Origin of the sequence: Leifsonia sp. 71-9 (assembly GCF_001898805.1) — a bacterium.
GTDB lineage: Bacteria > Actinomycetota > Actinomycetes > Actinomycetales > Microbacteriaceae > Leifsonia.
This window is the reverse complement of record NZ_MKVJ01000002.1, coordinates 70768-95604: the sequence shown is the minus strand read 5'-3', so window position 1 is coordinate 95604 and position 24837 is coordinate 70768. Positions and strand designations below refer to the sequence as shown.

Genomic DNA, 24837 nt, shown 5'->3' with positions numbered 1-24837 from the left:
GTCGCGGGTGTCAGCCGAGGCCGATGCTGGCCGCGGCGTCCTGCGTCTTCTTGAGGCTGGCCGGGTCGGCGTCGACGAGACCCGTGATCTGGTAGATCGCGGTGAGGGCCTTCACGCCCTCCTCGGTGCCGGCGTAGTCCTTCATCGCGTCCGCGATCTTGGTCTGCCACTTCTTGCTGATCTTGCCGGTGATCGAGACGCCGTCGTTCGGGATCTCGTCGGTCAGGGCGAAGACGACGACCTTCTGGCCGACGTCGGGGGTGTCCTTCGCGACGACGCTGCGGGCGTCCCAGTAGCTGGTGCCGACCTCGGCGTCGCCGTTGTAGACGGCGAGCACGCTGGCGTCGTTGGCCGTGACCTGGACGGTCTTGATGTCCTTGTCGACATCGAGGCCGGCCTTCTTCATCGCGGCGACCGGGAAGATGTAGCCGGCCGGGGAGGCCGCCTGGAGCAGCGAGACGGTCGCGCCCTTGATCTTGGTGATGCTGTCGAGCCCGGCGGGGCCGGTGCCCTTCTCGGTGCCGTTGCAGTAGAGCATGCCGTTGGCGCCCGCGACGGGCTTGTCGGAGCAGTACTTGTCGGGGTCGTTGGTGAAGAACTGCGCCGCGTAGCTGCTCTTGCCGTTGCGCTGGGTCTGCAGGGCGGGGACCGCGCCGTACTTGTCGCACGCCTGGCTCATCTGCAGGCTCGGGAGCATGCCGATCTGGGCCTGGTTGCTGCCGATGGCCTCGACGGCCGCCTGGTAGTCCTGCGTGATGACGCCCTTGACGGGGATGCCGAGGCGCTGGGTGAGGGCGTCCTCCAGCGGCTTGACCGTCTCGACGAGCTTGCTGGCGTCGCCGGAGGGGACGAGCGCGAGGGTGAGCTTCGTGGGGTCGGAGGCCTTGTCGTCCGCGCTGCCGGAGCAGGCGGCGGCCGGGGTGCTGGAGCCGCCGGCGGCGGCGGTCTGCTGGCTCACGCCGCAGCCGCTGAGGGCCAGGACGGTGAGGAGCGCGAGGCCGGTGGCGCTCGCGGCGGCGGTCGTGCGGAGTTTCATTGCGGTTCCCATTCTGTGCGGGTGGTGGGTTCGAACGGTGCGGATGCGATGGATCGGTGGAGAAGTCGTCAGGCGGAGGGGACGGGGGAGGGGGCGGTGCGGTCGACCGGGTGGGCGAGGGCGAACGCGATCGGGTCCTGCGCCCAGGCGGCGATGCCCGGGTAGAGCTCCGGGAAGGTCGGGGCGATCAGGTGGGCCGGCCCGGCGCGGTGCCCGAACCGGTCGATCAGCGCGGTCGCGCATCCCGCTGCCAGGGGCGCCGCGAGATCGTTGCCCCAGATGTCGCCGACCGAAAGCAGGGTGCGCGGGTCGCGGCCGTCGAGCAGCTGCGGGAGGAGGCCGGCCCAGCCCGCGGGCTTGCGGGCCTCGGCGTGGACGCGGTCGATGGAGTCGGCCAGGCCGAGAGCCTGCAGCGTCTCGGTCACGCCGTCGAGCGGGGCGTTGGTCACGAGGACCCGCTCGACCCGGCCGGCGAGCCCGTCGAGGAACCCGGCGAGGCCCTCCGGGGCGGAGACGTCCAAGCGGCCGCCGGCGAGCTCGCGACGGCTGTGCTGGTAGGCGCGCTGGAGCAGCTCCTCGTCGGCATGCCCGGCGGCGAGTTCGGCGACCGCCGCGTAGCCGTCCGCATAGGCGGGCGATCCGGGCTCCCCGTCGAGGAACGCCCCCAGCCGGGCGCGCAGCCCGGAGTCGAGGCCCGAACCGGCGGCGTCGTCGTGGTCGAGAATGCCCGCGATGACCGCCTCGGCGTACGCCCACACGGGGGCGTCGCCGATGCACACCGTCCCGTCGAAGTCGAGGACGAGCAGGGGCGGGGCGGGGGTGTTTCCATCGATCACGTTCAGCAGCATAGGGCTCCATGAACGTTCTGTTCATAGAAATCTGTGCCATGAAACGATCGTTCACGCAGTGTTCACACGTGCGCCCGCTCGTAGACTCGGGACGTGACCGAAGGCATCCCGGCGTCGAGCGAGGAGCTGTTCGAGCTGTTCGGGACGGGCAGCTGGGTCTTCCTCCCCGCGGCTCCCGTGCGCGCGATCGCGGCGGAGCTCGGCGCCGTCGTCGTCGACGAGCGGTTCAGCTGGGGCGACAACCCCCATCTCGGTGAAGGCGGCCGGATCGTCGTCCTCACGGCGCCGATGAACGGGTGGATGCTGCTGCACGGGGCCAGCGAGACGGTGGGCGCCGCCGCGGCCGAGCTGAGCGAGCGCCGCGACGTCTACCGCGCGATGATCGACGTGCGGCTGCCCGCCATGAGCTGGGCGTACCTGGAGGGCGGGATGCCGGTCCGCACGGTGTCGGTGGAGCTCGGCGACGACGGCGACCTGGTCACGCGCACCGCGGGGGACCCGCTCCCGTTCGAGCGGGACGGCGCACTCGGCGCGGGGGCGCCGCACGGGCTCGACTCCTTCTTCTATCCGCTGGCCGTCCTCGGCGAGCACGGGGTGACCCTGGACGAGCTGCGGCGCGGCCTCGGCCTCCCGAGCGTCACCCTGCGGATCGGTCGACCCGATAGCGGAGCAGCACCGTCCCGCCCGTGAAGGCGCGCTCGTCGAGGAGCTCGAGCCGGAGCGACAGGGCGCGGGGGAGCGCAGGGGTCCCGCCGCCGACGGTGACCGGTACCACGAACAGCGAGAACTCGTCGATGAGCCCGGCCCGGAAGGCGGCGGCGGCGAGCGTCGCACCGCCGATGGACACATCCCGATCCGACTCCTCGACCAGGGTGCGCACCGCGGCCGGGTCGAACGTGCGCTCGAGGCGGCTGCGCGCCATCTCGACCGCGGGCAGGGTGGAGGAGTAGACGACCTTGTCGATGCCGCCCCACACGTCGGCGAAGTCGGCGACCACCGGCGGATCGCCGGGTGCGGGCAGGTCGTCCCACGCGCGCATGGTCTCGTACATGCGGCGGCCGAAGAGATAGGTGCCGACCGAGCGTTCGCGGTCGTTGACGAAGGCGTGCACGTCGACGCCGGGCGCGGCCCAATCGAAGGATCCGGCGGCGTCCGCGATGTATCCGTCGAGCGAGGCGCTCACGGAGTAGAGGAGGCGGCCCGTGCGCCGACCCTAGGACGCCGGGCCGCCTGCGGCCAGCCCTAGCCGCCGATCCGCGGGAAGAGCGCGGCCAGCGCGGCGAGCTGCTCGCCGAAGAACAGCGGCACGACCAGATCGATCACGACCGCGATCCCGACGGCGAGCAGAGCCGCGCCGGCAGCGACGACGACGAGGACCGCGAACAGCCTGAGGTAGGCGTTCTCCGCCACGGCCGCGAGCACCCCTCGTGCCCGGCGACCCGGCGAGCTCACCCGAGGGACGGGCGAAGTGGCCGTGAGGCGGTGGTCCAGTGTCGTCATCATTCTCTCCCTGCTTCCCCCTGAAGCGACCGGACCCCCGTCCGGCCGATGAATCCAGTCAAGCCGGGCGCGCGCGGCGGGGCATCCACCCGCGGTCGGGACCGTGTCATCCCTCGGTATGATTCCTCGTGCGCCCGGGGGTCGGGGGCGCGGCAGCAAAGGGGGCGCCGATGACGTCACGCAGACCGGTGTGGGTCGCGCTGATCGCGGTCGGGACCGCGCTCGTGCTGGGGTTGGGGGCGACGACGCTCGCGCTCTTCTTCACGGCGCGCGACGCGGCACGCCCGGAGGCGCTGGTGTCGCGCTATCTGACGCATGTCCAGCACGGCGAGATCCAGGAGGCGATGACGCTCGAGGGGCGCGAGCCGAACGCTGCGCAGGTGCTCCTCACCGACGCCGCGTACGCGAAGGCCTCCCAGCAGCTGTCGTCGTTCCGCATCCAGCGGGTGCGCTCCGTCGGCCCGGATCAGGCGCGCGTGGAGGTGCAGACCGTCGCGGGCGGTGCGACGGGCTCCGCGTCGTTCACCGTCGTGCACGGCGACGACGGACCGGTGGGGTGGCTCGGCGTCCACGCCTGGAAGCTGAAGCCCGCACCGCTCTCGACCGTGACGGTCGCGCTGGGCACCCACGACACCGTGGATGCGACGATCGGCGGCGCCGCGCTGCACTGGGACGGCAAAGCGCAGCAGCTGCTGGCCTTCCCGGGTCGCTACGCGCTGGCGGCGCCGGCCGGCAACGCCTGGTACACGATCGCGGGCGCCGACGCGGCGGTCACCGGGTTCGGGCAGAAGGTCGACCTGCGCGCGAGCAGCACGCTGACGCCGGCGGGCGTCGAGGCGGCGACGGCGGCGACGAACGCCTGGGTGAACACGTGCCTCGCCGGGGGACCGCAGCCGCAGGGCTGCTCGTTCGGCCTCGACTCCGGGCAGCCCGGCGGCGAGACGTGGACGAACGCGCGGTGGGAGCTGACGACCCCGCCCGCCGTCTCGTTCGGTGCGTGGGACTTCGGCTGCGCGCCGGGCGCCACGCCCACCGCCGGCTGCTGGCCGGTGACGACCACCTCCCCCGGCTCCGCGGACTTCCACGCCGACTACCGCGTCGCGGCGAACGGCGAGACGGGGGAGGTCCTGTCGGCCACGCCCGGCGAGGTCGACGTGAAGGGGTCCATCGTCACGATCGGCGCCGACGGCGCGACGTTCCAGTCCCTCAGCTGGCGGTGACGTCGCAGCCGCAGCCGAGCGCGGGCGACGGGATGCTGTCGTCGCGCTCGGCCAGGCGGCGGGCGAGCTGCGCGCGTCGGCGCTCCAGGTCGGCGATCGCGGCGTCGAGCTCGGCGATCCCCTCGCGGTAGGCGGCGACGGAGGCGGGGCACTCGTCGCTGCGGCTGTGGCCGGAGCCGAGGCAGTCGATGAAGGGCGCGGCCTTGCCCGGCGGGATGCCCGTCTGAGCCAGCTCCCGGATCTCGAGAACGGCGCGGAGCTGCTCGTCGCCGTAGTCCCGGTAGCCGTTGGGCAGCCGGTCGGGGGCCACGAGACCGAGCTGCTCGTAGTACCTGACCGCTTTCACCGTCACGCCCGCCCGGCCGGCGAGCTCGCTGATCTGCATGGGAGCCTCCGCCGACAGCGTAAACCTCTCCCTCGGGGTCAGGGTCAAGCGCGCTACACTATTAGTTAGTGCCCTAATGAATCGAGGAGACATGTCCGGTGGCTTTGCGCGGTGGTACGCGCGCTGGAACGAGAAGCTGATCCGCGTCGCCGGGCCCGCTCAGCTCGGCGCCGGACACCCCGAGGGCCCCGACCGCCGCTCGCCGGCCGCCCCGTGCCCGATGTGCGGCCGGCCGATGACCGAGCACACCGTGCTGCGCCCGGGTGGACAGCGCGACGCGACCCGCCTGGTGTGCCCCGAGGTGCAGGGCGCCGCCTGAGCGCGACCGCCGTCACTGGGCGCGCGTCGCCGCCTCGATGATGCCGTGCAGGCTCCCGCGCAGGCTCTCCAGTTCGCTGATCGGGAGCCCGAGACGCTCGACGATGCGGTGCGGGATCTTCTCGGCCTCCGCCCGCAGCTCGCGCCCGGCCGGCGTCAGCCGCACCTCCAGCGCGCGCTCGTCGGCGGTGCTGCGCTTGCGCTCGACGTAGCCGGTCGTCTCCAGGCGCTTGAGCAGCGGGGAGAGCGTGGCCGGCTCCAACTGGAGCGCCTCGCTGAGGTCCTTCACCGACCGTGGCTCGCGCTCCCAGAGGGCGAGCATCACGAGGTACTGCGGATGCGTCAACGACAGCGGCTCGAGCACCGGGCGGTACAGCGCGATCACGCTCCTGGCCGCCACGGCGAGGCCGTAGCAGACCTGGTTCTCCAGGGCGAGCAGGTCATCGGACACGGGGACAGTCTAGGCGCGGCCGTCGGTGCGATCGGGCGTTGTCCATCCCGAAGCCGGATGTTAGTTTCATTGAATGAGCGCAACATGGAAGTTCGTTTCACATCGGAGAGCCGTCGCCCTCGCGATCGCCGTCGCCGCCGCCGGCGCGGCAGTGCTCGGAGCCGGCCCGGCCGGAGCCGCACCCGCCACCGAGCCGCTGTCGAAGTGGGTGAAGACCGCCGACGGCTACGCGTACGATCCGGCCCAGCCGGTGATGCTCCACCCGGGGTCGGCCGAGCAGGTGCGGATCCCGACCGCTTACACGCAGCCGGAGCGGCAGTTCCGCTCCTCCTGGGTCGCCACGGTCAACCAGCTCAACATCGCGAAGCCCGCGAGCGAAGCCGACTTCCAGGCGCAGTACACCCGCATCCTCGACAGGTTCGAGGAGGCGAAGCTCAACGCGATGATCTTCCAGGTGCGTCCCGCGCAGGACGCCTGGTACCCCTCCGCCCTCAACCCGTGGTCGCAGTTCCTCAGCGGAACGCAGGGTGTCGACCCCGGCTATGACCCGCTGGCGTGGATGGTGCAGCAGACCCATGCGCGCGGCATGGAGTACCACGCGTGGTTCAACCCGTACCGCGTGACGACGTCGGCGATCACGTCGGCGCCGGTGCTCGCGGCGCTCGGGATGACCGCGGACGAGGCCCGTGCGCTCACGGCCGAGCAGGCGGTGCGGGCGCTCGCCGGAGCCGGCCTGCTGGCGGCGGACAACTACGCCGTGCAGCATCCCGAGCACGTCCTGCTCTTCAACGGCACGCTGTTCCTCGACCCGGGAGAGCCGGCCGTCCGTCAGCACGTGATCGACTCGGTGGCGGAGGTCGCCGCGAACTACGACGTCGACGGCATCCACTTCGACGATTACTTCTACCCGTATCGGACGACCGCGTACTTCGGCGACGCCGGGGAGGACCGCGGCACCTTCGAGCAGTACGGCCTCACCGCGGGATACGCGGACACGGCCGACGGCATCGCTCAGTGGCGCCGCGACAATGTCACCGCGCTCGTCTCGGGCGTGCACGACGTCCTCGCCCGGCTGAACGCCGAGCGCGGCACGGCGGTGCAGTTCGGCGTCAGCCCGTTCGGGATCTGGGAGCACGAGTCGGTCGACCCGCGCGGCTCCCACACGCCCGCGACCTCGTCGTCCACCTACTCGAAGGCGGTGTTCGCCGACACCCGCGCGTGGGTGAAGGACGAGCTCGTCGACTACATCGTTCCGCAGATCTACTGGAGCTTCGACCAGGCGGCGGCGCCCTACGGGGAGCTGGCGCGCTGGTGGAGCGACACGGTGACGGGGACCGACGTGCGGCTCTACATCGGCCACGCCGACTACAAGCATCTGCAGAGCTCGGCGACCGAGGCGGCCTGGGCCAACCCCGACGAGGTGCCGAACCAGCTGCTCTTCGACCAGACGCTGCCGGGGGTGACGGGGGAGGTGTTCTACGGGTACAACGACATCGTCCCGGGATCGACGGCCGGGCTGACGGGTGCCGCACTGACGGCGATGGAGGCCAAGAACGCCTCGCTCGACCGCATCTTCGGCGCGCTGCTGACCGACCCGGTGCTTCCGCCCGCGGACCCGCGCAAGGCCGCTCCTGCGCTGCGCGCGCCGGTGGCCACGGCAGGCGACGCCGCCGCCGGCACCCTCACCTGGACCGACGGCTCGTCGGGGACGACCAGGGCGTTCGCCGTGTACGTGGACGGCCGGCTGCACTCGGTGACGTACGCCGACGGATCCCCCTCGTACACGGTCGCGACGGCGTCGGCGGCGACCGCCCGTGCCTCCGGCGTCATCAGCGTGGCCGCGCTCGACCGCGCGATGAACGCGACGGCCCGGGTGGCGTTCGCGCCGACCGGACCGGTGGATCCGGTGGACCCGGTCGATCCCGTGGATCCGGTCGGTCCGACTCAGCCGGGCACCATGCCCGCGGGCAGCGAGGCCGCCGCGCCGGGCACGAGCCGCCTGGCGGACACCGGCTCGGCGACCTCGGCCGCCTGGCTGCTCGCGGCCGGGCTGCTCGGAGCCGGCGCGCTTCTCGCGGCGTTCACTCCGCGCGGGAGAACTCCGAGGCCCGTGCGACCTGGTCGGCGGTGAGCGTCACGCCGGTGTAGCGCTCGAACTGGCGCGCGGCCTGCAGAGCGATCACCTCGGCTCCCGTGATCAGGGTCTTGCCGGCCGCGCGTCCCGCCTGCACCAGCGGCGTCTCCGACGGGAATGCGACGACGTCGAACACGGTCGTCGCGTGCTCGATGTGCTCCTCCGCGAAGGCGAGGGCGGACTCGTGCTCACCGCGCATCCCGAGCGGGGTGACGTTGACGATGACGTCGTAGTCGGCGCGCGGCTCGTCCGCGGTCCAGGTGTAGTCGTAGCGCTCGGCGAGGGCCCGGCCGGCCTCCTCGTTGCGGGCGAGCACCGTCAGCTCGTCGAAGCCCGCGCCGCGGAAGGCCGCCACGACCGCCTTGGCCATGCCGCCGGAGCCGCGGAGCAGCACGCGCTGGGCCGGGTCGACGGCGTGCTCGGCGAGCAGCTGGGCGACGGCCTCGTAGTCGGTGTTGGAGGCGGTGAGCAGGCCGTCCTCGTTGACCACCGTGTTCACCGACTCGATGGCGACGGCCGACGGCTCGAGGTGGTCGACCAGGGGGATGATCGCATCCTTGAACGGCATCGACACCGAGCAGCCCCGGAAGCCGAGCGCGCGGATGCCGCGCACCGCACCCTCCAGGTCGCTCGTGGTGAACGCCTTGTAGAGGAAGTTCAGGCCGAGCTCGTCGTAGAGGTAGTTGTGGAAACGGGTGCCGATGTTGCTCGGACGGGCGGCCAGCGAGATGCAGACCTGCATGTCCTTGTTCAGGATGGGCATGCGTTCATTGTCGCAGGGAGGGCCGGGAGGCTCACCCCTCGGCGCCGGCGACGACCGTGCCGATTCCGAGCGCGGCGAGGATGCCCGCGGAGACCCGCTCGAGCACGCGGGTGACGCGCGGACGCCCCAGCCAGGCGACCATCCGGGAGGCCAGCAGGGTGATGCCCACCAGATAGAGGCCGCCGACGACCGCGTCGACCGCCCCGAGCAGCATGGTCTCGCCGAAGCCGGCGTGGGCCGACACGAACTGCGGCACCACGGCGAGGAAGAACAGGCCGACCTTGGGGTTCAGGAGGGTGGAGAGCAGACCGGCCAGCAGGCTGGAGGTGGAGCGGCGACGCGCGGCGGGGACGGCCGGCGCGTCCTCGTCGCCGGCGTCCGTGGCGGCCGCGCGGGCGCTGCGCCGCGTCGACAGGAAGGCGGCGACGCCGAGGTAGATCAGGTAGAGGCCGCCCACGATCTTGACGACGCGGAAGAGTTCCGCCGACTGCTCCAGCAGCGTCGCCAGCCCGACGGCGACCAGCGCGGCCCACGCGAGCGAGCCCACCGCGCACCCGGCGGCCGCGGCAAAGCCGTCGCGCGCACGCCCCATGCTGTACCGCAGCACGAGGAACGTGTCGGGGCCGGGCGTGAGCGCCAGGACCACGCACAGCCCCGCGAACGCGAGGAGGGAGAGCGCCGTCATGCGACGATCCTAGGGCCCGATCAGCCCAGTTCGTCCAGCCGCAGGACCGCGGACGGCCCGGCCGGGTCGAGCAGCAGACCCGCGTAGCCGTCCTCGCGGGCGACCCGGGCGACCGCATCGACGGTCGTGCCGCGGGCGGTCAGCCCGGGCGACCAGGCGAAGACCTCGGCGGGGGAGGTGAAGACGGGGTGCAGGAGGTCGCCGTCCTGACCGACGGCGGAGGGGATCGCGCCCTGGCCCTCGTCGAGGCCGACGTAGACGACCGGGGCGGCCGCAACGAGCGCGAGGAAGGCGGGCCAGGGGAGGTCGCGGTCGACCAGGGCGTTCTTCAGCGCGGCGTTGCGGCCGGGCTCGTCGGTCAGCTGGGCCCGCAGCTCGTCGGCGTAGGCGATGAGGAGGGCGTCGTCGCCCGGGTCGAGGGCCAGGCCGTCCGCGCGGGTGATGGCCTCGGCGATCACGGACCACGCGGGCTGCGCGAGGGAGCGGAACTCGGCGCCCCCGCGGTAGGCGGCGAGGCGCTCGTTGCTGGTGAACGCGACAAGGAGGTCCTTGCCCGCCGCATCGGTCTGCTTGCCGAGCGCGAGGGTGTCGCCCTGCTGGAAGCCGGCCGCGGGGTCGGCGAAGACGGAGCCGCTGATGTCGAGCAACAGCTCGCCGGCCACGCACTGCCGGAGCACGCCCGCGAAGGTGCGGGCGTCCTTCAGATCGGCCCACGCCTCCAGGGCGGTCTGGACGGGGAGGTTGCGCACCAGGCGATCGTTCACCTCCCCAGTATCCCCGAGCGGACCGGGCGGGGGCAGGTCAGCGTCGGCCGAGCCGGTAGACGCGCTCCGCCGTGCCGCCCAGCACCTGGGCCCGCTCGGCCTCGCTCAGGCCGTCGATCAGCGCGGAGAGGGTCGACCAGGTCTCGCCGTACGGTCCGGCGAGCGTCGAGACCGGCCAGTCGCCTCCGGCGAGCACACGGTCGGCGCCGAACGCGGAGAGGGCGTGATCGACGAACGGCCGGAGGTCCGCGGTCGTCGCGCGGCCGTCCGGGCCCAGTGTCGTGAGGCCGGAGAGCTTCACGGCGACGCCGGGGCGACGGGCGAGGTCGGAGATCAGCCCGGCCCACGGCTCCCGCGACGCCGCACCGACGGGCGGCGTGCCGAGGTGGTCGATCACCAGCCGGAGGTCGGGCAGCTCGTCCGCGATCGCGACGGCGTGCTCGAGGTGCCGGGGGAGGACCCCGATGACATCGAAGGAGAGGCCGCGCTCGGCGAGCAGGCGCAGGGACCGGCGCACCGGGGGGCGTGCGAGCCAGTCCGCGTCCGGCTCGTCGTGGACGAGGTGACGGATGCCGACGAAGGCGGGCTGCGCCGCCCAGGTGTCCAGCTGCCGGACCGCCGACTCCGGGTCGAGCAGGTCGACCCACGCCACCACCCCGGCGACTCGGGGGGACTCGACCGCGAACATCGCCGCCGAGTCCTCCACCGAGTTCGCGGCCTGGACGAGGACGACGCGATCGACGCCCGCCTGCGCGAGCTGCGGCTCGGCCTCGGCGAACGCGAAGGTGCGGTCGATCGGGGCCAGTGCCGACGTCAGCCACGGGTACGCGACCCGCTCGAGGTCCCAGAGGTGCAGGTGGGCGTCGATCGTCATGTCACTCCGCGAGGTCGAAGCGGACGAGGACGGGACCGGCGACGGCCGGTTCCGGGAAGGTGGTCACCAGCGCGTCGCCGTCGCGGGAGACCACGAGCGGGGTGCCGTCGGCGAGGCGGGCGCTCGCCGCATCCACCGCACTAGAGACACCGGGCAGGCGCACGTCGCCGACCGCGTCGACGAAGGCGTTCGCCGTGCCGCCGGTGCGGGTCCAGCGCAGCCACGGCTCGTCCGACGGGCTCGCGATCGCGGCCTCGAGCGGGCGGCTGCCGAAGACGGCGTCGCCGTTCACGGCGTTCCAGGCGGCGAGGTGCTCGAGGGTGCGGCGCTGGAGCTCGGGGACCGTGCCCCGCGCGGTGAGGCCGACGTTGAGCAGCAGGTTGCCGCCGCGCGAGACGATGTCGACGAACGAGGCGACGGCCGCAGGCCCGCTCAGGAGGTGGCGCTCGTCCTCCTGGGTGTTGTGGCCGAACGAGAAGCCGATGCCGCGGCAGTTCTCCCACGCCCCGGTGCCCTCGACGCTGGTGCCGTTCTGGTACTCGCTGGTGCGGAAATCCCAGTGGGTCTCTCCCCAGCGGTCGTTGGCCACCCCGTCGGGACGGGCGGCGTAGAACCTCTCGAAGAGGTTCTCCATGCTGAACGGCCCGGAGGGCTTGCCCGCGTCCGGCCATTCGATGTCGCCCCAGAGCACGTCGGGCGCATAGCGGTCGATGAGGTCGACGACGTGGTCGTAGGCGTACTCGGCGTACGCGGCGTCGACCGGGCGGCCGAACTCCTGGCCGTCGTCCGTGATCGGCGGCAGCTGCGAGAAGTGCCAGTCGAGGCCTCCCGAGTAGTACACGCCGAAGCGCAGCCCGGCGTCGCGCGTGGCCTTCTCGAAGGCGCCGACGAGGTCGCGCTTCGGGCCGCGGGCGACGGTGTTGCGCTCGTCCGTGCCGGGAGCGTCCCACAGGGTGACGCCGTCATGGTGCTTGGTGGTGGGGACGAAGTACCGTGCGCCCGTGCTCTTGACCAGGGCGAGGAACTCGTCCGGGTCGAACTCGGCCGGGTCCCACTGGTCGATGAAGTCGTCGTAGGGCGCGTCGCCGTAGACCTCCCGCTGGTGCTCGGCCGCGGGGCTGCCCTCGATGCGGATGGTGTTGTAGTACCACTCGGCATAGGGGTTGTGGGCGAACCAGTACTGCTTCTCGATCGTGCCCAGCTCGCCGATCGGCTCGGCCCACGCGGGGACCGAATACGGGCCCCAGTGCACGAAGACGCCGAGCTTGGCATCCGTGAACCACTCGGGCACCTCGCGCTCGAAGCGACGGTAGTTCTCGGGGCGGACGGGATCGTCTTTGAACATTGCCACGCTCGATTTCTCCTTCTTCGTCGAATGGATTGTGAGGATCGTCCTCTTCGAATATCCTATAGGCAATAGCCATTGACTCAAAGGAGAGCCTCGCTGTGACCACCGCGCTTGCCCCCGCACCCGCATCGTTCCTCCGCCCGACCGACTTCACCCTGCCGGGCGGCGAGTGGTTCATCGGAGCCGGCTTCGGCCTCTTCGTGCACTGGGACCACGCCAGCCAACAGGGGATCGAGATCTCCTGGCCGCTGGTCGGCCGTTCCATCATCCCCGGTTCCGACGGCGTCGAGGACGCGGTCAGCGTCGAGGGGTACCAGTCCAGCGCCGCCACCTTCGACCCGGTGGAATGGGACGCCGTGGCGCTCGCCCGCCTCGCCAAGCGCGCAGGCGCCCGCTACGTCGTCTTCACCGCCCGCCATCACGCCGGCTACTCGATGTTCCACACCGCGCAGTCGGACTTCGGGATCGAGCACTCGCCGTTCGGCCGCGACGTCACCCGGGAGTTCGTGGAGGCGATCCGCGCGGAGGGGATCCGCGTGGGCATCTACTACAGCCTCCCGGACTGGAACCACCCGGACTACCCGGCCTTCACGATGTCCGACCGTCCCTATCCCGAGGAGCACTGGCCCGCCGCCGGCGATCCGGCCAACGCCGGACGGCCGGTCGCCGTCGACCGGCACCGCCGCGCGACTCCCGAGCAGTGGGGGCGCTACCAGGAGTATCTGCGGGCGCAGCTGACCGAGATCCTCACGGGCTACGGCACCATCGACCTGCTCTGGTTCGACGGCGAGTGGGAGCGCTCCGAGGAGGAGTGGGACAGCGCCGGGCTCCGCGCCCTCATCAAGTCCCTGCAGCCCGACGTCGTCATCAACGACCGGCTGCTCGGCCAGGGCGACTACCAGACGCCCGAGCAGGGCTTCCCCGTCACGGCGCCGCGCGGCCCGTGGGAGCTCTGCCTCACGATCGGCCAGATGTGGGCCTGGCGCCCGGGCGACACCAAGAGCAAGAGCACCATCTCCCTGATCACGACGCTGGTGGAGGTCGCGAGCCGCGGTGGCAACCTCCTGCTCAACATCGGGCCGAAGGGCGACGGCAGCCTCAACGAGTCCCAGGTGCGCACCCTCGAGGAGATCGGCGCGTGGATGGACGTGCACGCCGAGAGCGTCGTGGGCGTCTCGCCGACGACCGGCGTCGACTTCTACGGCCCGTCGACCGCGCGCCCCGGCGCCCTCTACCTGCACCTGGTGATGCGGCCGATCGAGCAGGTCGTCGTGCGCGGCATCCCGGTCGGGCGTGTGACGGGGGTGCGGCTGCTCGCGACGGGCGAGCAGCTGCCGTACGAGGTGAACCTCGAGGTGCACGAGCAGCCGGCTCCGGGCGAGGACCCGGTCGGCGAGCTCCGCATCCCGGCCCCGGCGGCGTCCGGCGCCGCCATCGACGTCATCGCGATCGATTTCGCGTAGACCGACCCGCCTCCTCCGGGTGCGACGAAGCGTCCGGCATGGCAGGCGATCACAGTGATGAATCCAATGAAGGAGGCACAACAAGTGAAACCACGAAGCACGCGCACGGCGGTCCGGGTCGGAACCGCTCTCCTGATGGCCGGCGCGCTCGCCGCACTGGCCGGATGCTCCGGCGGCAGCGGCGGAAACGCATCCGGCGGCCCCATCACCATGTACACCTGGGTCAGCAGTCAGAGCGACCGCGACCAGTGGCAGGGCTTCATCGACCTGGGCAAGAAGGTGGACCCCTCCCTCGACGTCACCATTGAGGGGCCGAGCTTCAACGACTACTGGACGAAGGTGAAGACCCGGCTCAGCGGCTCCAACCCGCCCTGCCTGCTCACCACGCAGGCCGCCAGGGCCCAGGAGCTCTCCGGCCTGCTGATGCCGCTCGACGACCTGATCAAGAAGTACAAGCTCGACACGTCGGCCTTCGACTCCTCCATGCTCAAGGGCATGACGGTCGACGGCACGATCCGCGCCATCCCCTACGACGCCGAGCCGATCGTCCTCTACTACAACAAGGACGCCTTCACGGCCGCCGGGCTCGACCTGCCCAGCACGACGTACACGCGCGAGCAGTTCCTCGCCGACGCCAAGAAGCTCACCACCGCCGATCACAAGGCGCTGGCGATCGCCCCGGGCTTCTTCATCCCGAACGCGTGGGCCATCGCCGACGGCGCCGAGGCGGTCAAGGGCGGCAAGCTCGACCTCACCAACTCGAAGCTCGTCGACCAGGTGCAGTCGTACTTCGACCTCGTGAAGAAGGACGGCATCGCGAAGGCCCCGGAGGCCGCCGACGCGTCCGACGCATCCCAGGCCGCCTTCACCAGCGGGGCGGTCGACATGCTGATCGAGGGCCCGTGGATGTACGGCACCTTCGCCGACGCCGCGAAGTTCGACCTGGGTGTCACGATCGTCCCCAGCACCTCGGGCGAGGCGCACGGGATGACCGCCGGCTCCGGCTTCGGCATCGCGAAGAACTGCAAGGACCCGGACGGCGCGTTCAAGGCCATCGTCGCGATGACCGACAGCAGCGTGCTCAAGGGCCAGGCCGAGAAGCGCGGCATCGTCCCCTCCCGCGCCGACGCGCAGTCGGCCTGGGCGGAGGGCAAGTCGCCGGAGGCGTACGCCGCCGTGCAGGCCCTCCTCAAGAACGCCACGGCGCAGCTCACCACGCCCACCTGGAACCAGGTGGAGACCCTCTTCACCCAGTACGGCGTCGAGGGATACCGGGGTGACAAGACCGCCAAGGACGTGCTGAACACGATCCAGAACTCGGTGGGGCAGTAGGCGCATGGCCTCCCCGCTGATCGGCGCCGCCGTCTCCTCCGAGACGGCGGCGCCCGCCGCGCCCGAGACGCGGCCGTTCCACGTGCCCCATCCCAGCCCGCCTCGCCGGGGCGGGAAGAAGCGCCGCGGCGACGGCCTGACCGCCCTCGCCTACCTCTGGCCCGGGCTCGCCGGCTTCGTCTTCTTCATCGTGGTGCCGCTGCTCGGCTCCCTGGTCATCAGCCTCTTCGAGTGGCCGCTGTTCGGCTCGCCGACCTTCGTCGGCTTCGCGAACTACCAGAAGCTGTTCTCCGACCCGACGTTCTACACGGTGCTCTTCAACACGGTGATCTTCGCCTTCGTCTACACCGCGCTGAACCTCGCGCTGGCGCTGGCCATCTCCCTGTGGCTGAACACCCGGGTGAAGTTCGCCGGGTTCTGGCGGGTCATCTTCTTCCTCCCCGCCATCACGCCGATGGTCGCGAACGCGCTGGTCTGGCGCCTGCTGCTGAGCGACAACGGCATCGTCAACTCGACGCTCGCGTCGATCGGGATCGACGGGCCGAGCTGGCTCTCCGACTCGCGCTTCGCGCTCGCCTCCGTGATCGCGATGTCGGTCTGGCAGTCGTTCGGCTACAACGTCATCGTGCTCTCGGCCGGTCTGGGCGGCATCCCGAAGGAGATCCTCGAGGCGTCGCGGATGGACGGCACCAGTGCCTGGCAGCGGCTGAAGTCGATCATCCTGCCGATGCTGTCGCCCTCGCTGTTCTTCACGATGACGATGACGATGATCGGCGCGTTCCAGGTGTTCGTGCAGCCGCAGATCCTCACGCAGGGCGGCCCGGGCGAGTCCACCAACACGTTCGTGCTGTACCTCTACCGCAACGGCTTCGTCTTCGACCGGCTCGGCTACGCCTCCGCGCTCGCGTGGATGCTGTTCGTCGTCGTCATGCTCATCACCGCGCTCCAGTTCGCGGGCCAGAAGAGGTGGGTCAACTATGACAAGTGACATCGGCACCGCGGCACGCTCCGCCGCTCCCGGCACCGGTCGCCGGCCGAAGCCGCGACTGCGCCGTGCGCAGAAGGCGGTCGTGGCGAAGACGTGGCTCAACACGCTGGTCCTCGCGATCGTCGCGCTGGCCTTCACCTTCCCGTTCATCTGGATGTTCTTCTCGGCGCTCAAGCCCGAGAGCGAGGTCTTCTCGCCGACACCGACCTTCATCGGCTCGGAGGTGAAGTGGTCGAACTTCGTGGACGCGTGGACGCTCGTGCCGTTCGGCCGGTTCATCTTCAACGGCTTCTTCGTCGCGATCTGCGGCGCGCTGCTGTCGGTGATCGTGGCCGTGCTGAGCGCGTACGCGTTCTCGCGCCTCCGGTTCAAGTACCGCGACCGCATCTTCCTGCTGTACGTCTTCACGCTGGTGCTGCCGCAGGAGGTGCTCGTCGTCCCGCTGTTCATCATGATGAACCAGCTCGGCCTGGTCGACACCTACGTGGCGCTGATCGTGCCGTTCGCCTTCACGGCGTTCGGGACCTTCCTGCTGCGGCAGTTCTTCCTCACCATCCCGATCGAGTTCGAGGAGGCGGCGATCATCGACGGCGCCTCCCGGTTCCGCACGCTGTGGTCGGTCCTGCTGCCCCAGCTCGCGGCCCCGCTCTCGGTGCTCGGCGTCTTCTCGTTCGTGGGCTACTACAACTCGTACCTCTGGCCGCTGATCATCATCAACAGCCAGGACCTGGCGACCGTGCCGCTCGGCCTCTCGATGTTCACCGGCGAGCACGGCACCCAGTGGAGCCTGATGATGGCGGCCTCCACGCTCGCGATCATCCCGTCGCTGATCATCGTCGCCGTGCTCCAGCGCCAGCTCATCAAGGGCGTCGCGCTCGGCGGCTTCGGCGGACGCTGACCCCCGTCCGCACCGGACGGACCTATCCAGAAAGCAGAGACACGTATGACCCTCGCCCCGCCCGTCGCCCGCCTCGCGGCCAGCGGCACCATCGTCAGCGCGGAAGCCTGGCTGAGCGACCTCGCGGTGGAGACCGTGCGCACGGATGCCGTCCAGTCCTTCCTCAAGCAGGAGACGATCTTCGTCCGGCTGCGCACGGCGGGTGGCGCCGACGGGCTCGGCTACAGCTACACGATCGGGACCGGCGGGAGCGCCGTGCTGAGCCTCCTGCGCACGACGCTCCTGGACGTGGTGGTCGGGCTCGACGTCAACCGGCCGGAGGAGGTGTGGCGGGCGATGTTCTCCTCGACGCGCGCCACGACCGTCGGCCCGATCACGTCGCTCGCGCTGGCCGCCGTCGACACCGCGGTGTGGGATGCGCGCAGCAGAGCGGCCGGACTGCCCCTCTGGGTCGCGGCCGGCGGTGCGCAGCCGAGCATCCCGCTCTACGACACCGAGGGAGGCTGGCTGCACTTCTCGACGGAGGAGCTCGTCGCGCAGGCGCTCGAGTCACGCGCCCGCGGGCTCGGCGGCGTGAAGGTCAAGGTGGGCAAGCCGCGCGGTCACGAGGACTTCGAGCGCCTCGCCGCCGTGCGCGACGCGGTCGGCGACGAGCTGGACATCATGGTCGACGCCAACCAGTCGATGACCGCCGCCGAGGCGATCCGCCGAGCCGCGCTGTTCGAGAAGCTGGACATCTTCTGGTTCGAGGAGCCGCTGCCCGCGGAGGACGTGGCCGGGCACCGCCGGCTCGCCGCGTCGACGAGCGTGCCGGTCGCGGTGGGGGAGTCGATGTACTCGGTCGGGCACTTCCGCGAGTACCTCCAGGCGGGCGCCGCCGGTATCGTGCAGGTCGACGTGGCCCGGGTGGGCGGCATCACCCCGTGGCTGAAGGTCGCCCATCTCGCGGAGGCGTTCAACGTGGCCGTCGCCCCGCACTTCCTGATGGAGCTGCACGTCTCGCTGTGCTGCGCGGTGCCCAACGCGCTCTACCTGGAGCACATCCCGCAGCTGCGTGCGATCACGACGGCCGAGATGACCATCCGCGACGGGCACGGCGTGCCCTCCGACGAGCCGGGGCTCGGCATACGGTGGGATCTCGACGCGATCGAGGACAGGAGGGTGGCATGACGGCGACGAGGACAGGCAGGCGGCCGTTCGGCCGTGGGGGCCTGGAGGTCGGGCCGATCGGCTACGGCGCGGCCGCGCTCGGCGAGCTGTACGAGCCGCGGCCGGCGGACGAGTGGCCCCGCATCGTTCCTGCGGCGTGGGATGCGGGCATCCGCTACTTCGACGCCGCTCCGCACTACGGCCTCGGGCTGGCCGAGGAGCGGCTCGGCGCGGGGCTGCGCGGGCGTCCCCGCGACGAGTACGTGCTCTCGACCAAGGTCGGCCGGGTGCTCGAACCCAACCCCGACTACCGGCCGGGCGACACCGACATCGCCAACCTCTTCGCGACGCCGGCGACCCTGCGCCGCCGGCGGGACTACTCGCGCGACGGCGTGCTGCGCTCGGTGGAGGACTCCCTGCGCCGCCTCGGCGTCGACCGGATCGACGTGCTCCTCGTCCACGACCCCGACGAGTACGAGCGCGAGGCCCTCGAGGGGGCGTTCCCCGCGCTCGAGGAGCTGCGGTCGCAGGGCGTCATCCGCTCGTACGGCGCCGGGATGAACCAGTCGGCGATGCTGACCCGGTTCGTCCGCGAGACCGACCTCGACATCGTGATGTGCGCCGGGCGGTACACCCTGCTCGACCATGCCGCCGAGCGCGACCTGCTGCCGGCGGCCCGGGAGCGCGGCGTCTCCGTCGCCGTCGCCGCGGTGTTCAACTCGGGCATCCTGGCGACCGACCGGCCGGTCGCATCCGCCAAGTTCGACTACGGCGCGGCACCCGCCGACCTGGTCGCCCGCACGAATCGGATCGCCGACATCGCGGAGCCGTACGGCGTCACGGTGCCGCAGCTCGCGGTGCAGTTCCCCCTCCGGGACGCCGCGGTCTCCACCGTCGTCCTGGGTGCCGACTCGGCCGCGCAGATCGAGCGCAACGCCTCCCTGGCCGACGCTCCGGTGCCCGACGGGCTGTGGGCGGAACTCGCCGCGGACGGGCTCGTGTGATGCGGATCCTCCATCCTCTATCCTCTCTGGGCGGCGCCACCCGACCTAGGATGTGCACATGAGCATCGAACCCGGCACCGCGCGCGAGGTCACGGGCGAGCACTTCCTGCCCGCCCGCCGGGCCCTCGCCGACGACGTGTACGACGCGGTCCTCGGTCTGCTCATGGACCAGGTGATCGAACCGGGCACGCGCGCCAGCATCGACGGCATCGCCCGCCAGCTCGGGGTCTCGCCGACCCCGGTGCGCGAGGCGCTCGCCCGCCTGGAGTCCGAGGGCCTCGTGGTCAAGAAGGCGCTCAAGGGCTACACGGCCGCCCCGCTGCTCGACAGCGACGGCCTCCGGCAGCTGTTCGAGATGCGGCGCCTGCTGGAGCCGTACGCGACGCGGAACGCCGCAGGCGAGCTCGACGACCGCACGCTCGACCAGCTCGAGGAGCTCTGCGAGGCGATGCACCGCAGCGGCGAGGCGGCGCAGGCCGGCGAGGACCGCTTCAAGGACTACAAGGACTTCGCCAACCAGGACTCCGACTTCCACCGCATCATCGCGGAGCACTCGGGCAACGTGCTGCTCTCCGACGCCATCTCGCGGCTGCGCTCGCACATGCACCAGTACCGGATCTACTTCAAGCACGGCGTGGTCGACGAGACCTCCGGCGAGCACGAGACGGTGCTGGAGGCCCTGCGCAGCGGTGACGCCGCCGCGGCCGAGGCGGCGATGCTCGACCACATCACCAAGTCGTACCACCGGATCGCCAGCAGCCTGGAGGCCGGCACCGCGGAGTAGCCCGGTTCCGTCGCTCCACGAGACCCCCGTGCGCTCGGCGCGCGGGGGTCTCGTGCTGTCCGCGGCTGGTGTCGCATACCTATATCCAATAGGATGTTGCCAACAGCCGAACGAAAGGACAACGGCGTGAGCATCGTCACCGGCTTCGAGACCCTGGACGTGCGGTTCGAGACGTCCGCCCTGCTCGACGGGTCGGACGCGATGAACCCCGACCCCGACTACTCGGCCGCCTACCTCCGCGTCACCACCGACGCCTCAGACGGGCTGGAGGGGCACTCGTTCGTCTTCACCATCGGCCGCGGCAACGACGTGCAGGTCGCCGCGATCGACGCCGTCGCGCACCGGGTCATCGGCCGCGACGTGGAGGCCGTCCTCGACGACCTGGGCGGCTTCTGGCGCGAGTTCGTCCACGACTCGCAGCTGCGCTGGCTGGGGCCCGAGAAGGGCGTCATGCACATGGCCATCGGCGCCGTCGTGAACGCCTTCTGGGATCTGAAGGCCAAGCGCGCCGGCCTCCCGCTCTGGCAGCTGCTGGCGCGCATGACGCCGGAGGAACTGGTCGCGCTCGTCGACTTCCGCTACCTGAGCGATGCGCTCACCCCGGAGGAGGCGCTCGGCCTGCTCCGCGCGGCCGAGCCCGGCCGGGCCGAGCGCGAGGCCGACCTGATCGCTCGCGGCTATGCCGGTTACACGACGACGCCGGGCTGGCTCGGCTACTCCGACGACAAGCTGCGGCGTCTCGCGCGCGAGGCGGTCGCCGAAGGGTTCGAGCAGATCAAGCTGAAGGTGGGCGACGACCTCGACGACGACATCCGGCGGCTCGGGATCGCCCGCGAGACGGTGGGGCCGGACATCCGGATCGCGATCGACGCGAACCAGCGCTGGGACCGCGATCAGGCGATCGCGTGGATCCGCGCGCTGGAACGCTTCGACCTCGCCTGGGTCGAGGAGCCGACCAGCCCCGACGACGTGCTCGCCCACGCGGCCATCGCCCGTGCCGTCGCCCCCGTCCGCATCGCGACGGGGGAGCACGGGATGAGCCGCGTGCTCTTCAAGCAGCTGCTGCAGGCGGAGGCCGCGGCCGTGCTCCAGATCGACTCGACCCGGGTGGCGGGCATCAACGAGAACATCGCCATCCTGCTGCTCGCCGCGAAGTTCGGCGTTCCGGTGTGCCCGCACGCCGGCGGGGTGGGCCTGTGCGAGGCCGTGCAGCACTTCTCGATGTTCGACTACGTCGCCGTCTCCGGCAGCCAGGAGGGCCGGATGATCGAGTACACGAAGCACCTCCACGAGCACTTCGTCTCCCCGGTCGAGCTGGTCGGCGGCCGGTACCGCGCCCCGCTGACGCCGGGCACCGGCATGGAGATGCTGGCCGATTCGCTGCGCGCCCACGAATTCACCGGCGCCACCCTCCCCGCCGCCGCGCTCGCCTAGCTCACCGCCCACCGAGATTCACGAAAGGGCCCTCATCCCGACCGGAATGAGGGCCCTTTCGTGAACCTCGGCGACGAGTGGAGGCGCTGCGCGCTACCGGCGCGGGCGCAGGGAGTACATGCCGCCGTCGACGGGGATGATCGCCCCGTTCGTGGAGCCGGCCGCGGGGGACGCGAGGTAGGCGACGGCGTCCGCGACCTCCTGCGGCTGCACGAGCCGGCCGCTCGGCTGGCGGGCCTCCAGGGCGGATCGCTCGGCGTCCGGATCGACGGCGGAGTCGAGCAGCCGCCCGACCCACGGAGTGTCGGCCGTGCCCGGCGCGACGGCGTTGACGCGGATCCCGAGCGGGAGGCAGTCGGCCGCGATCGCGAGCGTCATGGCGGAGACGGCGCCCTTGGAGGCGGAGTAGAGCACGCGCTGCGGGAGCCCGGCCCACGCGGCGATCGAGCTCGTGAAGACGATCGCGGCGGACGGGGACGCCTGCAGATGCGGGAGGGCGTGTCGCACGGTGCGTGCCGACCCGACGACGTTGACGTTGAGCACGCGCGCCCACTCCGCGTCGTCGTTGGCGGTCACGTCGCCCTGCGCGCCGATGCCGGCGTTGGCGATCACGATGTCGAGCCGGCCCGCGTCCGCGACCACCGCGGCGATCGCGTCGCGCACGGATCCATCGTCACCGATGTCGCACCGGATGCCCGTGTGCGGTGCGGCCACGCCCGACGGGTCGAGGTCGAGGGCGTAGACGCGGGCGCCCTGAGCGGACAGCTCGTCCGCGATCGCGCGGCCGAGGCCGGAGGCGCCGCCGGTGACGGCGGCGACGAGCCCGTCGAAGTGCTGGGACATCGGTGTCTCCTTCGTGTGGATGGTGCGGTTCAGGCGGGGCGCACGGTGCTGCGCTGCTCGCCCAGCCCCTCGATGCCGACCTCGACGGTGTCGCCCGCGTGCAGGTAGGGGAAGCGCCCGGAGAGCCCGACGCCCTCCGGCGTGCCGGTGTTGATCAGGTCGCCCGGCTCGAGCACGGTGAACTGGCTGAGCCGGTGGATGATCTCGGCGACCGAGAAGATCAGGTCGCTCGTGGTCGAGTCCTGCCGCGTCTCGCCGTTGACGGCCGAGTGGAGTCGCAGCCCCGAGCCGTCCCCGACCTCGGCGGCCGGCACGAGCCACGGACCCAGCGGGTTGAACGTCTCGAAGCTCTTGCCCTTGCTCCACTGGCCGAGCGAGCGCTCGAGCTGGTACTCGCGCTCGGAGACGTCGTTGGCGACGGCGAAGCCGGCGATGCAGCCGAGGGCCTCCTCGGGGGAGGAGAGGTAGCGGGCGCGCCGGCCGATGACGGCGGCGAGCTCCACCTCCCAGTCGGTCGTGGTGGAGCCCGGCGGCAGCAGGATGTCGTCGTGCGGTCCGACGACCGTGTTGGGGTGCTTGTAGAACACGACGATGTCCGTGGGCGGCTCGGAGCCGGACTCGCGCGCGTGGGCGGCGTAGTTCATCCCGATGCAGATCACCGCCGGCGGGCGGGCGATCGGAGCGCCGATGCGCAGACCGTGGGCGTCCAGGACGGGCAGGCCCCCCTCGGCGGCGGCCGCCTCGGCGCGGCGCAGGCCGTCGGCGGCCAGGAAGGCGCCGTCGATGTCGGCGGTGAGCGGGCGCAGATCCCAGGTGGTCGTGCCGTCGCTCACCGCGGGGATCTCCGCCCCGGGCTCGCCGAGTCGCATGAATCGCATCGAGGGTCCTTTCGCTCGCGGCCTGCTGGCACTGCGATTCACCCTATTACTATTTCCTATAGGAATCCAAGCAGAAGGAGATCCCATGCGCATCGCCCTCCACTCCGTGCTCCGCGACGGGCACGAGGCCGCCTACGACGCGGCGCACGCCGCCATCCCGGACGAGCTGGCCGCGTCGTTCGCCCGGCTCGGCATCCACGACTGGTCGATCTGGCGCAGCGGACGACACCTCTTCCACCTGGTCGACTGCGACGACTTCGCCGCGGCCATGGCGGCGCTGGAGGACGACCCGGCCAATCAGCGCTGGCAGAGCTTCATCACCCGGCACGTCGACCACTTCGAGCAGCTGGGCACCGGGGTGGACGGCCAGGAGCTGCCGCTGGTGTGGGAACTCTCTCAGCAGCGGGACAGCTGACCGTTACGTTCACAGCTTGACTCCAACCCGAGGATGATTCACGCTTGTCCCTATGACCGCCACTCCGGGCCTCGCGCCCCGTGGCGCTCGCAATCCCGGGTCGCAGGGCGCATTGAGGCACTTGAACCAGGAGCGACTCGTCGAGTTCCTGTTGGCGAACGGTCCTTCCACCCAGGCTGAGCTGGCGCGCGGGACGGGACTGTCGACCGCCACCGTCTCGAACATCGTCCGCGACATGGCCGTCAAAGGCGTCGTCGCCACCAGCCCCGTCACCTCCAGCGGCCGCCGCGCGCTGCTCGTGCAGCTCACCGACACCGGCGACATCGCCGTCGGAGTGGACTTCGGCCGGCGCCACGTCCGCATCGTGCTCTGCACGCTGGGCTACGAAGTGCTCGCCGAGCAGGCGCTCGTCCTGCCGCTCGGCTACGACGTCACGGAAGCCATCGTCGACGCGTCGAGCCTGCTCGACCGGATGCTGGCCGACGGCGGCCACGACCGCGAGTCGGTGCTCTCCGTGGGCATCGGCATCCCGGGCCCGATCGACCGGCGCACCGGAACCGTGCTGCAGGGCGCCATCCTGCCGGAGTGGGTGGGCGTCAACCTCCGCGACCTGGAGAACGCCTTCCGCTTCCCGGTCGTGCTCGACAACGACGCCAACCTCGGCGCCCTCGGCGAGGTGACCTGGGGCGCCCATCGCGGGGCGCGCAACATCATCTTCGTGAAGATCGGCTCCGGCATCGGCGCCGGGCTGATCATCAATGGCCAGACCTATTACGGCAACCTCGGCATCACCGGGGAGCTGGGGCACACCCCCGTCGTCGACCCGGGCGTGATCTGCCGCTGCGGCAACCGCGGCTGTCTGGAGACCGTGGCCTCGACCACGGTCATGATCGAGTCCCTCGGCCGGGGCGGGACCGAGAGCGTGACGACGGCCGACATCCTGCGCCGCGGGCTCGAACGCGACCCGGCCGCGCTCCGCGTGGTGGGCGACGCCGGGCAGGCCATCGGCCAGGCGATCGGCAGCATCGCCAACGTGATCAACCCCGAGCTGGTGCTGATCGGCGGCCCGCTGGTGGGGCTGGGGGAGGCCCTGCTCGAGCCGATCCGCCGGGGGATCCAGCACAACGCCATCCCGATCATCGCCGAGACGACCACGGTGACCGTGTCGTCGCTCGGGGACCGCGCCGAGTCGCTGGGCGCCGCTGCTCTGGTGATCCAGGGCGCGCTCGCCGGCGCCGAGTAGTCCGCCGCCCCGAGCGGGCGGATCGTCCGGGCCCGGGGCAAACCGTTACCGTCTCGTTGTCTTCACTATTTGACGCCAAG

At 71.3% G+C, this 24837-nt stretch carries 27 protein-coding genes; 14 read left to right on the top strand and 13 right to left on the bottom strand.

Annotated features, from left to right (window positions below):
- Positions 1-10: 10 nt before the first annotated feature.
- A complete protein-coding gene (phnD, locus tag BGO91_RS02215; RefSeq protein WP_290471248.1) occupies positions 11-1036 on the bottom strand; it encodes a phosphate/phosphite/phosphonate ABC transporter substrate-binding protein in 1026 nt (341 codons plus the stop codon).
- Between the two features lie 68 nt (positions 1037-1104).
- The gene (locus BGO91_RS02210) at positions 1105-1872 is read right to left on the bottom strand and encodes a hydrolase (protein ID WP_290471247.1); all 768 of its coding nucleotides are present in this window, start codon (positions 1870-1872) and stop codon (positions 1105-1107) included.
- 105 nt (positions 1873-1977) lie between these two features.
- On the opposite strand from BGO91_RS02210, the gene BGO91_RS02205 reads away from it, so the two are divergent.
- Positions 1978-2574 (top strand): hypothetical protein, encoded by a 597-nt coding sequence (locus tag BGO91_RS02205; RefSeq protein WP_290471246.1) that lies wholly within the window; start codon positions 1978-1980, stop codon positions 2572-2574.
- On the opposite strand, the gene BGO91_RS02200 is transcribed toward BGO91_RS02205, so the two are convergent.
- Positions 2522-3067 (bottom strand): dihydrofolate reductase family protein, encoded by a 546-nt coding sequence (locus tag BGO91_RS02200; protein ID WP_290471245.1) that lies wholly within the window; start codon positions 3065-3067, stop codon positions 2522-2524. The genes BGO91_RS02205 and BGO91_RS02200 overlap by 53 nt on opposite strands.
- Positions 3068-3126: 59 nt before the next feature.
- Complete coding sequence (locus BGO91_RS02195) at positions 3127-3387, bottom strand: hypothetical protein (RefSeq protein ID WP_290471244.1); 261 nt, start codon at positions 3385-3387, stop codon at positions 3127-3129.
- Positions 3388-3554: 167 nt separating this feature from the next.
- Here BGO91_RS02195 and BGO91_RS02190 point away from each other — a divergent pair, with 167 nt between their 5' ends.
- Positions 3555-4604, top strand: a complete 1050-nt coding sequence (locus tag BGO91_RS02190) for a hypothetical protein (RefSeq protein ID WP_290471243.1) — start codon at positions 3555-3557, stop codon at positions 4602-4604.
- On the opposite strand, the gene BGO91_RS02185 is transcribed toward BGO91_RS02190, so the two are convergent.
- A complete protein-coding gene (locus BGO91_RS02185; protein ID WP_290471242.1) occupies positions 4591-4989 on the bottom strand; it encodes a MerR family transcriptional regulator in 399 nt (132 codons plus the stop codon). The two genes, BGO91_RS02190 and BGO91_RS02185, sit on opposite strands and share 14 nt — an antisense overlap.
- Before the next feature lie 91 nt (positions 4990-5080).
- On the opposite strand from BGO91_RS02185, the gene BGO91_RS02180 reads away from it, so the two are divergent.
- Entirely contained in the window at positions 5081-5308 is a 228-nt protein-coding gene (locus tag BGO91_RS02180) for a hypothetical protein (RefSeq protein WP_290471241.1), read from the top strand.
- Between the two features lie 12 nt (positions 5309-5320).
- Here BGO91_RS02180 and BGO91_RS02175 read toward each other — a convergent pair whose 3' ends face one another.
- Positions 5321-5758, bottom strand: coding sequence for a MarR family transcriptional regulator (locus BGO91_RS02175; RefSeq protein ID WP_290471240.1), 438 nt, complete (start codon positions 5756-5758; stop codon positions 5321-5323).
- A gap of 73 nt (positions 5759-5831) precedes the next feature.
- Here BGO91_RS02175 and BGO91_RS02170 point away from each other — a divergent pair, with 73 nt between their 5' ends.
- Positions 5832-7889 (top strand): family 10 glycosylhydrolase, encoded by a 2058-nt coding sequence (locus BGO91_RS02170; protein ID WP_290471239.1) that lies wholly within the window; start codon positions 5832-5834, stop codon positions 7887-7889.
- On the opposite strand, the gene BGO91_RS02165 is transcribed toward BGO91_RS02170, so the two are convergent.
- The 5 genes from BGO91_RS02165 to BGO91_RS02145 are packed head-to-tail and all read right to left on the bottom strand — an operon-like array spanning position 7840 to position 12323.
- On the bottom strand, positions 7840-8655 hold the full coding sequence (locus BGO91_RS02165) for a shikimate 5-dehydrogenase (protein WP_290471238.1): 816 nt from the start codon (positions 8653-8655) through the stop codon (positions 7840-7842). The genes BGO91_RS02170 and BGO91_RS02165 overlap by 50 nt on opposite strands.
- A gap of 31 nt (positions 8656-8686) precedes the next feature.
- Complete coding sequence (locus BGO91_RS02160; protein WP_290471237.1) at positions 8687-9340, bottom strand: LysE family translocator; 654 nt, start codon at positions 9338-9340, stop codon at positions 8687-8689.
- Between the two features lie 20 nt (positions 9341-9360).
- A complete protein-coding gene (locus BGO91_RS02155; protein WP_290471236.1) occupies positions 9361-10104 on the bottom strand; it encodes an SseB family protein in 744 nt (247 codons plus the stop codon).
- A gap of 37 nt (positions 10105-10141) precedes the next feature.
- Entirely contained in the window at positions 10142-10978 is an 837-nt protein-coding gene (locus BGO91_RS02150; RefSeq protein WP_290471235.1) for an amidohydrolase family protein, read from the bottom strand.
- A 1-nt stretch (position 10979) separates the two neighbouring features.
- On the bottom strand, positions 10980-12323 hold the full coding sequence (locus BGO91_RS02145; RefSeq protein ID WP_290471324.1) for an alpha-L-fucosidase: 1344 nt from the start codon (positions 12321-12323) through the stop codon (positions 10980-10982).
- A gap of 101 nt (positions 12324-12424) precedes the next feature.
- Between BGO91_RS02145 and BGO91_RS02140 the strand changes: the two genes are divergently transcribed.
- The 8 genes from BGO91_RS02140 (at position 12425) to BGO91_RS02105 (ending at position 21378) form a co-directional block, all read left to right on the top strand.
- On the top strand, positions 12425-13789 hold the full coding sequence (locus tag BGO91_RS02140) for an alpha-L-fucosidase (protein WP_290471234.1): 1365 nt from the start codon (positions 12425-12427) through the stop codon (positions 13787-13789).
- Between the two features lie 84 nt (positions 13790-13873).
- Entirely contained in the window at positions 13874-15121 is a 1248-nt protein-coding gene (locus BGO91_RS02135; protein WP_290471233.1) for an extracellular solute-binding protein, read from the top strand.
- Positions 15122-15125: 4 nt separating this feature from the next.
- On the top strand, positions 15126-16109 hold the full coding sequence (locus BGO91_RS02130) for a carbohydrate ABC transporter permease (protein WP_290471232.1): 984 nt from the start codon (positions 15126-15128) through the stop codon (positions 16107-16109).
- On the top strand, positions 16099-17007 hold the full coding sequence (locus tag BGO91_RS02125; protein WP_290471231.1) for a carbohydrate ABC transporter permease: 909 nt from the start codon (positions 16099-16101) through the stop codon (positions 17005-17007). Before BGO91_RS02130 ends, BGO91_RS02125 begins: the two co-directional genes overlap by 11 nt.
- A gap of 45 nt (positions 17008-17052) precedes the next feature.
- Positions 17053-18177, top strand: coding sequence for a mandelate racemase/muconate lactonizing enzyme family protein (locus BGO91_RS02120; protein WP_290471230.1), 1125 nt, complete (start codon positions 17053-17055; stop codon positions 18175-18177).
- Positions 18174-19160 carry an aldo/keto reductase gene (locus BGO91_RS02115; RefSeq protein WP_290471229.1) on the top strand — a complete coding sequence of 329 codons (987 nt, stop codon included), beginning with the start codon at positions 18174-18176 and terminating at the stop codon, positions 19158-19160. The genes BGO91_RS02120 and BGO91_RS02115 overlap by 4 nt, the downstream gene beginning before the upstream one ends.
- A gap of 58 nt (positions 19161-19218) precedes the next feature.
- On the top strand, positions 19219-19944 hold the full coding sequence (locus BGO91_RS02110) for a GntR family transcriptional regulator (protein ID WP_290471228.1): 726 nt from the start codon (positions 19219-19221) through the stop codon (positions 19942-19944).
- Positions 19945-20070: 126 nt separating this feature from the next.
- Positions 20071-21378 (top strand): enolase C-terminal domain-like protein, encoded by a 1308-nt coding sequence (locus BGO91_RS02105; protein WP_290471227.1) that lies wholly within the window; start codon positions 20071-20073, stop codon positions 21376-21378.
- A 93-nt stretch (positions 21379-21471) separates the two neighbouring features.
- Here the strand turns inward: BGO91_RS02105 and BGO91_RS02100 are convergent, their stop codons facing one another.
- Both BGO91_RS02100 and BGO91_RS02095 read right to left on the bottom strand, forming a co-directional pair.
- Positions 21472-22221 carry an SDR family oxidoreductase gene (locus BGO91_RS02100; protein ID WP_290471226.1) on the bottom strand — a complete coding sequence of 250 codons (750 nt, stop codon included), beginning with the start codon at positions 22219-22221 and terminating at the stop codon, positions 21472-21474.
- A gap of 29 nt (positions 22222-22250) precedes the next feature.
- Positions 22251-23099 (bottom strand): fumarylacetoacetate hydrolase family protein, encoded by an 849-nt coding sequence (locus BGO91_RS02095; RefSeq protein WP_290471225.1) that lies wholly within the window; start codon positions 23097-23099, stop codon positions 22251-22253.
- 85 nt (positions 23100-23184) lie between these two features.
- Between BGO91_RS02095 and BGO91_RS02090 the strand changes: the two genes are divergently transcribed.
- Together BGO91_RS02090 and BGO91_RS02085 are read left to right on the top strand one after the other, a co-directional pair.
- Complete coding sequence (locus BGO91_RS02090; RefSeq protein ID WP_290471224.1) at positions 23185-23514, top strand: L-rhamnose mutarotase; 330 nt, start codon at positions 23185-23187, stop codon at positions 23512-23514.
- Positions 23515-23566: 52 nt separating this feature from the next.
- On the top strand, positions 23567-24757 hold the full coding sequence (locus tag BGO91_RS02085) for an ROK family transcriptional regulator (RefSeq protein ID WP_290471223.1): 1191 nt from the start codon (positions 23567-23569) through the stop codon (positions 24755-24757).
- The last annotated feature ends 80 nt before the right edge of the window (positions 24758-24837 follow it).

Coding starts and splice junctions, on each gene's coding strand:
- phnD (WP_290471248.1), bottom strand. CDS start 1,036: ATGAAACTCCGCACGACCGCCGCCGCGAGCGCCACCGGCCTCGCGCTC.
- BGO91_RS02195 (WP_290471244.1), bottom strand. CDS start 3,387: ATGATGACGACACTGGACCACCGCCTCACGGCCACTTCGCCCGTCCCT.
- BGO91_RS02190 (WP_290471243.1), top strand. CDS start 3,555: ATGACGTCACGCAGACCGGTGTGGGTCGCGCTGATCGCGGTCGGGACC.
- BGO91_RS02185 (WP_290471242.1), bottom strand. CDS start 4,989: ATGCAGATCAGCGAGCTCGCCGGCCGGGCGGGCGTGACGGTGAAAGCG.
- BGO91_RS02180 (WP_290471241.1), top strand. CDS start 5,081: ATGTCCGGTGGCTTTGCGCGGTGGTACGCGCGCTGGAACGAGAAGCTG.
- BGO91_RS02170 (WP_290471239.1), top strand. CDS start 5,832: ATGAGCGCAACATGGAAGTTCGTTTCACATCGGAGAGCCGTCGCCCTC.
- BGO91_RS02165 (WP_290471238.1), bottom strand. CDS start 8,655: ATGCCCATCCTGAACAAGGACATGCAGGTCTGCATCTCGCTGGCCGCC.
- BGO91_RS02160 (WP_290471237.1), bottom strand. CDS start 9,340: ATGACGGCGCTCTCCCTCCTCGCGTTCGCGGGGCTGTGCGTGGTCCTG.
- BGO91_RS02150 (WP_290471235.1), bottom strand. CDS start 10,978: ATGACGATCGACGCCCACCTGCACCTCTGGGACCTCGAGCGGGTCGCG.
- BGO91_RS02145 (WP_290471324.1), bottom strand. CDS start 12,323: ATGTTCAAAGACGATCCCGTCCGCCCCGAGAACTACCGTCGCTTCGAG.
- BGO91_RS02130 (WP_290471232.1), top strand. CDS start 15,126: ATGGCCTCCCCGCTGATCGGCGCCGCCGTCTCCTCCGAGACGGCGGCG.
- BGO91_RS02125 (WP_290471231.1), top strand. CDS start 16,099: ATGACAAGTGACATCGGCACCGCGGCACGCTCCGCCGCTCCCGGCACC.
- BGO91_RS02120 (WP_290471230.1), top strand. CDS start 17,053: ATGACCCTCGCCCCGCCCGTCGCCCGCCTCGCGGCCAGCGGCACCATC.
- BGO91_RS02115 (WP_290471229.1), top strand. CDS start 18,174: ATGACGGCGACGAGGACAGGCAGGCGGCCGTTCGGCCGTGGGGGCCTG.
- BGO91_RS02110 (WP_290471228.1), top strand. CDS start 19,219: ATGAGCATCGAACCCGGCACCGCGCGCGAGGTCACGGGCGAGCACTTC.
- BGO91_RS02100 (WP_290471226.1), bottom strand. CDS start 22,221: ATGTCCCAGCACTTCGACGGGCTCGTCGCCGCCGTCACCGGCGGCGCC.
- BGO91_RS02095 (WP_290471225.1), bottom strand. CDS start 23,099: ATGCGATTCATGCGACTCGGCGAGCCCGGGGCGGAGATCCCCGCGGTG.
- BGO91_RS02090 (WP_290471224.1), top strand. CDS start 23,185: ATGCGCATCGCCCTCCACTCCGTGCTCCGCGACGGGCACGAGGCCGCC.
- BGO91_RS02085 (WP_290471223.1), top strand. CDS start 23,567: ATGACCGCCACTCCGGGCCTCGCGCCCCGTGGCGCTCGCAATCCCGGG.